Source organism: Pelotomaculum terephthalicicum JT, assembly GCF_022410535.1.
Taxonomy (GTDB): domain Bacteria; phylum Bacillota; class Desulfotomaculia; order Desulfotomaculales; family Pelotomaculaceae; genus Pelotomaculum_D; species Pelotomaculum_D terephthalicicum.
Genome location: NZ_JAKNBL010000001.1, coordinates 153,437 through 165,516 on the forward strand (window position 1 = coordinate 153,437; position 12,080 = coordinate 165,516).

The 12,080-nt window shown below is 45.4% G+C and carries 13 protein-coding genes and 1 pseudogene; 5 read left to right on the top strand and 9 right to left on the bottom strand.

All coding sequences use genetic code 11. The annotated features are described in order from the left end of the window. Nucleotides 1-3: 3 nt before the first annotated feature. The 4 genes from L9W92_RS00720 to L9W92_RS19255 form a co-directional block, all read right to left on the bottom strand. Nucleotides 4-573, bottom strand: a complete 570-nt coding sequence (locus L9W92_RS00720; RefSeq protein WP_240081848.1) for a sigma-70 family RNA polymerase sigma factor — start codon at nucleotides 571-573, stop codon at nucleotides 4-6. A gap of 237 nt (nucleotides 574-810) precedes the next feature. Then, entirely contained in the window at nucleotides 811-1,482 is a 672-nt protein-coding gene (locus L9W92_RS00725) for a response regulator transcription factor (protein ID WP_240081849.1), read from the bottom strand. Further along, nucleotides 1,454-3,196 carry a histidine kinase N-terminal 7TM domain-containing protein gene (locus L9W92_RS00730; protein ID WP_312038043.1) on the bottom strand — a complete coding sequence of 581 codons (1,743 nt, stop codon included), beginning with the start codon at nucleotides 3,194-3,196 and terminating at the stop codon, nucleotides 1,454-1,456. Before L9W92_RS00730 ends, L9W92_RS00725 begins: the two co-directional genes overlap by 29 nt. Nucleotides 3,197-3,218: 22 nt before the next feature. After that, on the bottom strand, nucleotides 3,219-3,452 hold the full coding sequence (locus L9W92_RS19255; protein ID WP_376741764.1) for an NAD(P)-binding protein: 234 nt from the start codon (nucleotides 3,450-3,452) through the stop codon (nucleotides 3,219-3,221). Between the two features lie 158 nt (nucleotides 3,453-3,610). On the opposite strand from L9W92_RS19255, the gene L9W92_RS00740 reads away from it, so the two are divergent. After that, nucleotides 3,611-3,886: a YlcI/YnfO family protein gene (locus tag L9W92_RS00740; protein ID WP_240081851.1), complete on the top strand. Its 276-nt coding sequence runs from the start codon at nucleotides 3,611-3,613 to the stop codon at nucleotides 3,884-3,886. Beyond that, nucleotides 3,876-4,265: a type II toxin-antitoxin system VapC family toxin gene (locus tag L9W92_RS00745; RefSeq protein ID WP_240081852.1), complete on the top strand. Its 390-nt coding sequence runs from the start codon at nucleotides 3,876-3,878 to the stop codon at nucleotides 4,263-4,265. Before L9W92_RS00740 ends, L9W92_RS00745 begins: the two co-directional genes overlap by 11 nt. A gap of 140 nt (nucleotides 4,266-4,405) precedes the next feature. On the opposite strand, the gene L9W92_RS00750 is transcribed toward L9W92_RS00745, so the two are convergent. Continuing rightward, nucleotides 4,406-4,576: a hypothetical protein gene (locus L9W92_RS00750; RefSeq protein ID WP_240081853.1), complete on the bottom strand. Its 171-nt coding sequence runs from the start codon at nucleotides 4,574-4,576 to the stop codon at nucleotides 4,406-4,408. Between the two features lie 132 nt (nucleotides 4,577-4,708). Between L9W92_RS00750 and L9W92_RS00755 the strand changes: the two genes are divergently transcribed. The 3 genes from L9W92_RS00755 (at nucleotide 4,709) to L9W92_RS00765 (ending at nucleotide 8,111) form a co-directional block, all read left to right on the top strand. Then, entirely contained in the window at nucleotides 4,709-5,893 is a 1,185-nt protein-coding gene (locus tag L9W92_RS00755) for an MFS transporter (protein ID WP_502687922.1), read from the top strand. A gap of 85 nt (nucleotides 5,894-5,978) precedes the next feature. Beyond that, complete coding sequence (locus tag L9W92_RS00760; RefSeq protein ID WP_240081854.1) at nucleotides 5,979-6,434, top strand: ParB/RepB/Spo0J family partition protein; 456 nt, start codon at nucleotides 5,979-5,981, stop codon at nucleotides 6,432-6,434. A 159-nt stretch (nucleotides 6,435-6,593) separates the two neighbouring features. Further along, entirely contained in the window at nucleotides 6,594-8,111 is a 1,518-nt protein-coding gene (locus L9W92_RS00765; protein ID WP_240081855.1) for a multicopper oxidase domain-containing protein, read from the top strand. Nucleotides 8,112-9,344: 1,233 nt separating this feature from the next. On the opposite strand, the pseudogene L9W92_RS00770 reads toward L9W92_RS00765, so the two are convergent. The 4 genes and pseudogenes from L9W92_RS00770 to L9W92_RS00785 all read right to left on the bottom strand — a co-directional run. Next, nucleotides 9,345-9,830, bottom strand: a pseudogene (locus L9W92_RS00770) (AAA family ATPase); the annotation flags it as partial. A gap of 204 nt (nucleotides 9,831-10,034) precedes the next feature. After that, nucleotides 10,035-10,280, bottom strand: a complete 246-nt coding sequence (hfq, locus tag L9W92_RS00775) for an RNA chaperone Hfq (protein ID WP_240081856.1) — start codon at nucleotides 10,278-10,280, stop codon at nucleotides 10,035-10,037. Between the two features lie 45 nt (nucleotides 10,281-10,325). Then, the gene (miaA, locus tag L9W92_RS00780; protein ID WP_240081857.1) at nucleotides 10,326-11,279 is read right to left on the bottom strand and encodes a tRNA (adenosine(37)-N6)-dimethylallyltransferase MiaA; all 954 of its coding nucleotides are present in this window, start codon (nucleotides 11,277-11,279) and stop codon (nucleotides 10,326-10,328) included. A gap of 1 nt (nucleotide 11,280) precedes the next feature. After that, entirely contained in the window at nucleotides 11,281-12,078 is a 798-nt protein-coding gene (locus L9W92_RS00785) for a class I SAM-dependent methyltransferase (RefSeq protein WP_240081858.1), read from the bottom strand. Nucleotides 12,079-12,080 lie beyond the last annotated feature (2 nt).

Consider the following 12,080-nt stretch of genomic DNA (forward strand, 5'->3'; position numbering starts at 1 on the left):
TATTTAATCCCACCCCTCGGCGCTCAACTCGGACCTCAACCTTTTCACGGCCCTGTATATAATTACAGCCACATTGCTCTTAGTCAGGCCGGTGATTTCCGATATTGTTCCATTGGTCAGGCCCGCGGCGAATTTAAGGCTGATGAGATCCCTCTCCCGGCCGCCGAGCTTTGTCATGGCCTTCAGCAGCTTGTCCAGCTTTTCCCTGCGGATCAGGGTGTCCACCGGGCTATCGCCGGCACACGCGATCTGGTCCATAAGTTCAATCGACACTAACCGGTTTCTCTTCTGTGCGCGTATGTAGTCGGTCAGCTTGTTGTGGGCAATGGCAAATATCCAGCGGCTGAAAGGCGCCTTGTCCTTTTGGTAACTCCCAATTTTGGCCACGACAAGCTCAAAGACCTTGCTGGTCAGATCTTCGGCTTCATGCGGGTCGCCGATGCGGTAGCGGATATACTTGTATATGCGGGGAAGGTAATAGTCGTAAACATCCGCAAAGGCAGCCGGATCGTGCACGGATCGGTCCACCAGATCCTGCTCGTTCGGCAAAGCTACGTTATGCATCGGATTCATTTCATAAGGCTCCTTATCTGTTAATACGCCGCGTGCGGCATTACATTACAAAATCTCTAAAATCTTTGCGATGTATTTCTTTAAAAGTAGTGATTTCGACTCTTTTTTATTTTATTGGCAATTACTTCTTAGTTACAATGGACTAAAGTACAGTCCTACAGGCAAAAAAGTACAGTCTCTGAAAATTAGAGACTGTACTTTTTTGCCTGTAGGATAATCGGTATATTCTATTTATATTTACTTACCCTCGATAAGCCCCATCTGGGCCGCATAGGCAATCACCTGGGCCCGGTTTTCCAGTTGCAACAGTTCGATGATTCTGCCCATATGATACTTTATGGTCCGTTCAGTGAGACCTAGAGCCCCACCCGTTTCTTTATAGGTCATTCCCCCGGCTACCATTTCCAGCACCTTCAACTGCCGTTCGGTGAGCCGCCTTTTCTGGGTGTCCCCAATCGTCTGCTGAGAAAAATTATCAGCAGAGGGGGCGCTGCGGCTGAATTCTTTTAAAAGCCTGACAGCAAGGCCGGGAGATAAAGGAACCCCTCCTTTTTTCAAATCGAACAGCATATTCACAAGCTCTTTGGCGCTGGTGTTTTTCAAAAGATAGCCGGAAGCCCCATACTTGATCGCGTCAAAAAGGTCCTCATTCTCATCGGAGGTCGTCAGCATAACGATCCTGATATCCGGCATTTCGGCCTTGATCAGCTTTAACACATCCAACCCGCTGCACTCAGGCATTCTAATATCCATTAAAATAATATCCGGCTTCAGCCGCCGGGCCTGGGCCAGGGCGTCCCTGCCATTTTTCACGGCACCGACAACATTGACCCCATGCGTTTTAAGCAGGTATTGAAGACCTTCCATGAATAAAGCGTGATCATCTACCAGCATCACTTTCCCCGGCATTTCCGCTTTCCCCCTCACCCACCGGTACACACAAAGCAATCCGGCTTCCTTTCCCTTCAATTGATTTGATCTCGAGCTGCGCGCCGATTTCCAAAGCCCGCTCCCGCATGATATTTAAACCGAATTTGTTCCTCATATCTTTAACAGGTTTTTGGATATCAAAGCCCTTGCCGTCGTCCTCTACGGCAGCGCATAACTGCTCCCGCGCGAGGGCAAAGGACACCTTTACCTTGCCGGCGCCGGCATGCTTCCTGACATTATTCAAGGCTTCTTTCACAATGTTCAATACATTAATACGGACCTGCGGTTTAAGCCCTTCCCCTGTAAAGCCAAAAGGAATATTCAGTTTTACCCTGAGCCCGGTCTGTTTCTCAAAACCGGATATATCTTTGGAGAGAGCCGCAACAAAATTCTCATCTATAGACTCCGCGTTCCTGGCCTGGCGGATATATTTCCTGATCTCATTATGTGCCGCTTGGGTAACCTCAACCAATTTGCCGAGTTCAGTCGCGGCAATCTCTACCTCCGCGTTCAGGAGCTCTTGCCTGATGCCCTCGGCCTGAAAATTGATGAAGCCCAGCACCTGACCTAAATTGTCGTGCAGATCCCTGGCCAGCCGTTCCCTCTCCTCGGTGACGGCAAGCTTCCACTGCTGTTTCAGGTACTCCTGTTGAGCCAGCTTTTTCTCTGTTATGTCATAGGCAACCACAAGCCGGCCGATCAATACTCCCCTGTTATCAGTAAGCGGAGAAAGCCAGGCCTCATAAACCTTCGAATGTCCGTTTACACTTCCGGAGAACTCGCTCGGTGCAACATTTTTTTCTGTGCAGATATAAAGCAGTTCAGGGATTTTTTTGCAAACTTCCTCTACCTGCCTGGTTGAGGCCGCCGAAGCACTCATCCCGACCATTTCGGCAAAAGCGGGATTGGTATCCAAGACCCGGTTCCGCAAATCTAAGACCATAACTCCGGCATTCATTGTCTCAATCACGGTAGCCCGGGCTACCGGAACGACATCAAACAGCTTGTAGCGGAAAATAGCCCAGGCCACAATCAGACCGGCCGGCCCAAAGAACACTGGCGTCAGATCGAACCTTTGCACCGGGCTCCGGCCTGAAATGTAAAGTATATTCGGGATTATGATCAAACTTATCCCCAAAAGCAGGGCGGCGGCCTGTTTTCTATAAACGGTACTCTTAAAAAAGACTGCCCTGACAAGCAGTATCCAGGCGAAAATATTCAAAAAATGAGAGTACAGCGCGTGAATAAAAAATAACGGGCCGTATTTTTTAGCAATGACCGGAAATGAACCGCTGTAATCCATATGCATATCATACCTGATCAAACCATGCAACGGGTCTGTCCATACCAGCAGAATGATGATTGTCGGCAGAACTGCGAACCATAATACTTTTTTATTTTTAACCCACCGGTCATAACCGGTAAATTCCATGCATAAGGCCAGCAAGGTTACAGGGGAATAACAGTAGGCAAAATACTGCATATTGGCCCAGAAAAGTTTGGTGGAAAAATCGAGGCTCGCCATTTCCAGGGTATTTCCTGCGGACCATATCGTTACCACAAACATACTGCGCATAAAGCTTTTAGCGCCTTTAACGTCCCGGCGCCTTGGCAGCGCAAATATTCCCAGGGACATTGAGGCGCAGGCAGATACTATCAGTGGCCATATGTAAGGATTATATTGGTAGTGCACACTCTCTCCCCTAACCAATATCCTAATTTTCTAAGCCCTCTTGCCACTTAACAGCCTTATAATAACATAAAAATACCAACTTTAAAACAAACCGGCCACGAACTCCGTCAAAATCCCAAGATTTCCTCAAAGTAAAAGGCTGTTTCGCACTTGTTTTCGGATACTGCTCATATATGTCGGGAATAATGCCGTATTTTTCCAACGTCAGGGCACAGGATAACCCAGATATACCCGCACCAATAATACAAATCCTCATGCTACCACCCTATATTAATAATGCGTAAACCAGAGGAGTATTATTCTATCATTAAGGTAGTTACAAAGGCAGTTACAAAAAATATAAACAGTAGTCTTGCAAAAGAATCAAGCTGTGTATATACTAATAATTAATTATGTATATACGAGGTGATAAAAATGGAAAATACAAAAATGACACCTATTAGATTCCCCACCATTCTTTTAGCCGATTTGGAAAAATATATTGGCAATGGCAATAGAAGTAAATTTATCGTTGATGCCACACGAAAAGAGTTAAACAGAGTAAAACAAAGAAAAGCTATACATAACGTGGCAGGTGTTTTTAACGATAAAAACTATCCTGAATTTAAAACCACGGAAGACATTTCTAACTGGGTAAGAAAACTGAGAGAGGAATCTGAAACCAGGAGGAGAGAGCTCTTTGGAGAGTAACGGCTTTCTTTTGGACACTACCATCCTCATAGATTTGTTTCGGGGCCGGCAGGAGGCTATTGTTTTTCTTGACAAATTATCACAAGAAGGCTCTCTCTTTGTATGCCCCATAGTGGTGTCAGAAATATTTTCGGGTGTCCGCCCTCAAGAAATGTCTAAGGTTGAAGTATTTTTTGAAGCCATGAATTACTGTGCCATCGATTATAGGACAGCAAAAAGGGCCGGTCTGTACAAGCGGGATTTTCAAAAAAAGGGGATTACCCTTAGCATATCCGATGCCCTTATCGCTGCAACCGCTGTCGATTATTCACTTACTTTAGTTACTAAAAATGTACGTCACTTTCCCATGAAAGATTTAAGTATCATTGAACATTCTTAACATTAAATATACTTTACTATAAATCGATAAAGTCACGTCCATGCTGCTACGCTTGACCATCACCTGGACACCGGAGTCAAGCCATTGTACCTCTTAAAGCTATGCTTTACCCTTCACAGCCTTATAAAAGCTCGTCTTCTTCATCCCCATCTACGCATGGCTTCCATAGCGGTCATTTTTCCTTCCCTCCGCTCTTTGCATATCTCCTGGAAATTCGATGGTACCTTACACTTTGGCCTGCCCATATGCTTTCCTTTAGCACGCGCTACGGCCTGTCCTTCCATTTGACCTTGCCCAGGTTTGATAGACATTAGGAATGCCCCTATAATTATTAACGGGAGGCATTCAAATGAGACAGGCAAAGTATGATCGTGAATTTAAAGAACTATTCTGATCGCGGCGTCCAAAATAGTATTAAAATGGCACTTATAGGGGGAATAGATGTGAGTGTCGACAAGGAAAAGCAGAAAATGATTTTAGGCCTTGAATGGAACATATTTTTTACAGGTATAACCAGCTTTTTAACTGATACAACAACAAAAATGATCTATGCTATTATGCCGCTTTTTTTGCTATCTATAGGAGCATCAAAGATAGAGCTCTCTCTTATTGAGGGTGTTGCAGAGAGTACAGCGTCGATTCTTAAGGCTTTGTCAGGCTGGTGGAGTGATAAAATCGGTAAAAACAAACCTTTTATGGTTATAGGCTATGCAATTACAGCTCTTTTATCTCCATTATTTTCAATAGTAACTTCGCCCTTGCAGGTTCTAACAATCAGATTTGCCGAGAGGGTTGGAAAGGGAATAAGAACTGCACCCAGAGACAGCCTTATAGCCGGATCATCAAGTGAGTGTAATAAAGGTAGAGGTTTTGGCTTTCATAAAGCTATGGACAACAGCGGAGCAATAATGGGACCGCTACTGGCCGTAGCAGTCTTGGCAGTGTTTCCGGGTGATTATCGCAAGGTATTCCTGTTTTCAGCAGTACCGGGCATAATGGGATTACTTGTTATAATTCTTTTTGTCAGGGAGGCTAAGAAGAGCAAAGCTGAATTTCTTGGGGAAATTAAGCTTAAGGAATTTCCAATCAGATACTATATTTTCCTGGGGATTGCGTTCATATTTACCCTGGGCAACTCAACTGATGCCCTACTGTTAGTAAAAGCCAGTGACATCGGTATACAAGCCTTATTTTTGCCTCTTGTATACCTGATATTCAATTCTGTCTCGGTAATTTTTGCTATCCCTGCTGGTATGCTTTCCGATAGAATTGGCCGCGAAAGACTTATTATCTTCGGATATTTACTTTATTCTATCATATACTTCGGGTTTGGAAGGACAAACGATAAGGTGGTAATAATTCTGCTTTTTGCATTATATGGACTTTATAGTGCAGCAACAGATGGTGTGCAGAAAGCATTGGTTACAGATATTATAGATAAAGGAAAGAGAGGTACGGGTCTTGGTATATACAATTCACTTATCGGTATTACGCTGCTTCCTGCAAGCGTTATAGCTGGTGTATTATATGACAAGGTTGACAATCGAGCTCCTTTTTACTTCGGTTCGGCAATGGCGTTAATCGCTACGATACTAATGTTTGGATTTTACAGGAAAAGAGCTAGATGACGACCTCCTTAGAATGAATTTGTGCTATGCACATGAATTCATTCTAAGGCATGCCCTTTCTGCCCGAAATATGGTAAGATGCTGTGTGGCTAAACACAAGAATGAGTTGCTGCAAGTCTGTGTTGCCGTATCTGATTGGCGTAAAGAGAACGGCCCTAATGATGAATACATCGAGTTGGCACGGGGCTACAGCCTTATTGACGGCCATCATCGCCTTGAGAAAGCGTACCGGCATGGTGTGAAGCAACTCCCGGCCTACATACTCCCCATGGAGCACCACGTCGGTTTCATCTTCAAGGGATACAGGGAGTATGCCAACTACTGGAACGGCAAATTACTATCACCATTCCACATACCCTGTACGGGCTTTCTCAAGTCTTGCGCAGGGAGTGACCCCTTTGTGGTCTGGTTGACCCACCTTTGCGGACGGCAGGAGAGGATATACCCCTTCCCAAATACCCTCGGTCTGTCTCTATATAATATCTTCAAACCAATTCAAGATATATTCCAAATTACAGGAAAAAAGTGTTTATCGAGCTGATGAAAAAATTCGAGGTTTAGTGTGTAGAAATTTTACAACTAAGAACATGAGGACTTATTACTCCTGTTATGCTGTATAGGTTCAAGAACAATTTTTATTTATTAACATAAAATATAGTATTAGGATATCATGGTAATGCATAAAAGGAGTGAATATGCGTTGGCTATAAGACATTATGTGCTGCTGGCAACAGACGGTTTTGTTGAACTTCCGCTTGAACCGGATGTCTGTACAGATACTCGCCGAAAAGTTTATGTTTTTGGTTTCGTTGGAGGGCTTTATAAAGTTGACAACAAGGTCATAAATCCGGTTCTTAATTGGCAAAACTCAGATAACTGGCCGGCTTTACAAGCGATGAAAGGTACTGCCACCATTCCGTCTCCATTAATTTGGGGCGAAGTGCAAGACCGAATCTATGTAACGTTAATTAATTTGGGTATGAATGAACGCCCTGACCTTTTGGATTTCCACACTGTTCATATGCATGGAGCCCACGTGGCTACCCAGTTGGATGGTTTCCCAGAGACTTCTTTTGGCGTTCCTATATGGAGTATGCTGCCTCCAGAACAGGTTCCGGATTATGCTCCGCCGGTAGCTACGTATTACTTTGAGCCGGATCATCCTGGAACCTATTTTTATCACTGCCATATTGAAGCTTCTGAACACGTTCAAATGGGTATGTATGGTGCCCTAATAATTTATCCGTCCGTAAAAAGTCTAAGGATGGCAGGCATTAGGCAAAACAGAAAAGGTGATTGGCTCCTCCATGGGGAAAGACAGCCTCAAATTCCAAGGAGTGCCACGAATCGGAACTTTGCTTACGATGACATTAATACGTATTTCGACAGCGAATGGGTAATGCTCTTGTCCGATATCGACGAGACATGGCATACTGCGGTCCTGACAAATGACCCGAATTTTAACGCCGTAAATTATAAACCAAACTTCTGGCTGGTTAACGGCCGTGCTTTCCCAGATACCTTATTACCGCATCCACTGACTGCACCACCAACAGCCAATCCTAATCTTACTCAAATAAATTATGAATCTTACGTTCACGTAAAAACAGGTGACAAATTTCTTCTTAGAATGATGAACCTGGGCTATCAGGTTGTTCCATGGCATATTCATGGTTGGCACTTCACAGTCGTTGGCAAGGATACTCACCCCAGTCCATTTCTGAAGATTGCCGCCTTGTTTGCAGAGGAGGATTGCGATAATATTCATGAATTGCATGGAATAAAGAATGAAAACTTTACTGTCGCTATCGGTTCCGGTGAATCTTATGACCTGCTTCTAGTTGCCGATGATAAGCGTCCTCAATACCAAAAATATATCATTAAAGGCCAGGACGGTTTTCCGTCTCTTTGCTCGCAAATGGTGGAACTGCAGAATTTTGCCATCACCCATCCGGAGCTTGTCGACCGCTCTCCGATCTTTGACATTCCTACGGAACCTGTCAATTGTCCAACACCTAATGTGGTCAATTATTTAAATATTTGTGCTGGAACACAAGGGGAGGACAATTTCTTTCCACAATTTTATCCTGCCCATAACCATGATGATTACAAGGTGACTAATGATGGTACCTATCCCGGTGGTCAACTAATCTTGATGCAAATAGACGCTCCTCCAATAGATAATAACGTCTATGAAGTCGACGACAATGATGATTAACCAACCAAGGGCCTGTTTTAAAAGTCATATTTTTGAAAATCAGCCCTTACTGAACATGTTAAAATAGCTATTAATTCTAACACCTCGCTCCACTTGCATAGTGGAACGAGGTGTTTTATGCCCACTTTAATCCACTAAAGCGACTTTTGAAACAGCTCCTTTTTAGGAGGCAAGCTGCTCTGTGGCAGCGTTTAAAGCACATTGTTTTTGAGAAGCATCAGCCTGAACCCATTCGTCATTATGAAGGACTTTTGTGGCAAAGTAAAGCTCTGCATTTCCTAAAGATATAGTCAATATAACCCCACCACGCTTTTATTATCTGTGCACTGTTTTTGCGTAGGGACTTATGGTAAAATTTATAAAAAGGTACTGTTAAATGAGGTGATTAATATAACCGAGTTGTTTGGTTGGGTCGGCTTCCTCCTTTTTGCCAGCACTCTAGTTCCCTACTTTGTTCGCCGTTTAAAACGATCAAGTTCTGTAGCAATATATTTTGCTCGTTATCACCATTCACTTGCCATAACCAGCTTAGTAGTCTTAACTACCCACGGGATACTCGCACTTATTGGGAGGGGCAGTTGGCATTGGGGCAAATTTTTGAGAATTGACATGCTGACTGGAGTAATAAGCTGGTTGGGATTGTTGGTTGTAGTAATACTGGCAACATTCGCGATTAGGCAGAAGCCGTTTTCCCGTTCTCACTGCTGGTTAGCTTTATTACTGGTTGTTGCGGTATTATTCCATATATCGTAAAAGCTATAGTATTTAAGATTTTAGGTATCCTTTCGTGCTCCATCTAAATCTCCAGACAGGTTGTTTCAATAACAAGCTCTCTGGCTGATGCTTGCGAGCTTGCTTTTTTCATACTGGTTTTATTAAACTTTAAGACCATGAACTACGATGGTGACGGTGATGATGCGAATGGGAGCAGGAATATGAGTAACTTCTTGAAATTATCGCGTCAATAATCTTTCCTAAAATACCGTGTGATTTGTCTCTTGTAGTAATCACTACCATGATGTCCATGAAGCGGCCCAAAGCTCGGTCCATGTGTCTGAGCACAGATGTTTATTGCCCACCAATCCACACCAGCCCGCTCTGCAATTTCTTGGATTGTCATATTCTCAACTTTATACAGTTGTTCAAACTCGTCCACCCTGTTAGCAAGGGCATCTGTCATAGTTTCGAAAGTCTTCTGAGGTCTTGGTATATCATGGCCATAAAGTACATAGTATTGTTTGCCATCGTGTTGACCATGGTGTCGATGGCCTCTTTGCCGAAGTCCTTTTCACCGCCCCTGGCCAACGCATATGCCTCGTCTACAAACAAGATGCCTCCCAGCGCCTTTTTGATCTGCTCTCTTGTTTTCAGGGCGGTATGACCAATAAACTCACCCACCAGGTCGGCCCTTTCCACTTCAACAAGATGCCCTTTGGGCAACACGCCAATCTCTTTGAACAGCTTGCCCAGTATTCTGGCCACAGTGGTTTTGCCCGTGCCGGGGTTGCCCTTGAAAATCATATGCAGCGCAAGAGGCTCCGCAGCCAGCTTTTCTTTTTGTCTCCGCCTTTGGATCTCCACAAACGCATAAATTTCTTCTATTAACTTTTTCACTTCTTGCAGGCCAACCAGGTTATACAATTCCTGCATAACATCTCCGGTGTTTTGACGAAGGCATTGTTCATCCCCGGCATGAGCAGACTTGGCGGCAGTCTGCAGGGTCAGGACGTTCCTTTTCTTGTTCCGGCCGCCTTGCCCTCCGCCCCCTCCAAGTTCCCGGATGTCCCATTTTTTTATTACCTTCACCGTGCTTCAGCCACCTCTCGGGCTTTATCATTAACATTATACGCCCGAGCCGGACTATTACGACCAAAAAAGCAAGCCCCTCGGCAGAGGGGTCGTTGTGTTCAGTCCAGGTAAATTTTAATAAGCGCTCTTTGTTTCCGTAAAAGTTGTATTAACAGGTTTAAAGGGTTCAACCGTGGAGATGGCATGTTTATAAACCATTTTCTGCTTCCCGTCGCTTTCCAGGATTACTGTAAAGTTATCAAAGCCCCTTACCATGCCTTTTAGCTGAAAACCATTGACGAGGAAAATGGTAACGGGGATATTCTCCTTCCGGCACTGGTTTAAAAAAGCGTCTTGTAGATTAATTTGTGGTTTGGTCATAGGAGATCCCTCCGTTGGAAATTTTCTTTTAAGTTTCTATAAATCTTAAAATACTCCTTCAATATTACTGATAATTTCTTTTGCGGCCGTCTGCAATCCCTCTGCAGGATTTATCTCCAGCCACTTGATCCGTTCGTCACGCCGGAACCAGGTCAGTTGTCTTTTGGCGAAACGCCTGGTATTCCTCTTTAACAGTGCAACCGCCTCCGGTAAAGAAACTTCCCCTGTCAGATGGGCAATTATTTCCTTATAGCCCAATCCTTGCATTGAAGTAAGCCCGGGACTATATCCGGCGTTAAGAAGCCTTTGCACTTCACCCACCAGTCCCGCTTCAATCATTGCTTCCACTCTTTGCTCAATCCGCCGGTAGAGTTTCTCCCTGGCCATTGTTAAACCAATAAAAACCAAATTATATAATGGGTCGGCGCGTTTTTCCAGTTTACGGTAGCTGGAAAGCGGCTTCCCTGTGAGGTAATATACTTCTAGCGCACGAATTACCCGCCGCACATCCCTGGGGTGCAGTTTAACCGCCGATTGCCTGTCGACTTCAGCCAGCCGCTGGTGAAGCGACTCGAAACCATTGTCCCGGGCTTCATTTAACAGCTTCAGCCGCAACGATTCATCGCGGCACGCACCGGTAAAATCGTAGCGGTCAATGACTGATCTGATATATAGCCCGGTGCCGCCGGCCAGCACAGGTACTCCGCCCCTGGCCCGGATATCCGCGATTATCTCCCTGGCTTGCTTTTGGTAAACCGCCACGCTGTATTCTTCATCGGGATTTACTATATCAATCAGGTGGTGTGTTATACCGCGCATTGCCTCTCTCGTCGGTTTCGCGGTGCCGATATCCATCTGCCGGTAAACCAGCATGGAGTCCGCCGACACGACTTCACCGCCGATTGCTCCGGCCACATCTACCGCCATTTCGCTTTTCCCCGTCGCCGTCGGCCCGGCAATCACCAGCAGGGGCGGCAAATAATTCTTTTTCTCACACATATTATAGACCTTGACAGTTTATTACCCCGTATACTACTGGGGCATACCTCCCCCCGTGTATTTTTTCAAAGCCCAAGCGCCCGAATTCCGCGCTGTCCCGCCTTTCTTTGACCACCACCCGCTTGTTCGCTATTTTTACAGCGAGGTTGATTGTTTCCCGGCCAAGCGGTTCGGAATCAGCCAGGACGCGCAAGGCGTTTATAGCCGGCGACCGCCGCCCGGGCAGGCGGAACATGGGATCAAAATACACCACATCGAAACTGCCTGCCGGCAGCTTCCGCAGGTAATCACGGTGATCCGCCTGAACCACCTCCACTCTGCGCATGGCGGCGGCAGTGTCTCCATCAGCTTCCGGGTAAGAAGCAAGACCGGATTTCACCAGATACGCTATAACCGGCGAATTTTCCAATCCGACTACCCGGCCGTTGTTGCCGACAGCATAACTGGCTACAACGGCATCTGTCCCCAGACCCAGTGTACAATCCAAAACACTGTCGCCCGCGTCGATGGACATGGCGTCAATCATCTGGTCAGTTTTCCCATTTTTTAGTTCATTTATACGCAACCCGGCCAGACCCGGGTGGAAAAAAAATTCCCCCGCGCGGGACACAAATGATATTTTTTTGGATGCAACCACCAACATGCCCGCCACACCGAGGTCCTCCGACAGAGTCCCCAGAGACCGCTTGTTTCTTTCCACGTACCGCGCTGCCAATTCCCCGGCGATCTGTTTGGCGCCGTCCACCAAATCTGACGTCTGCTTATGCGATGTCGTGACAGCAAATCTAAGCGGTTTCATTA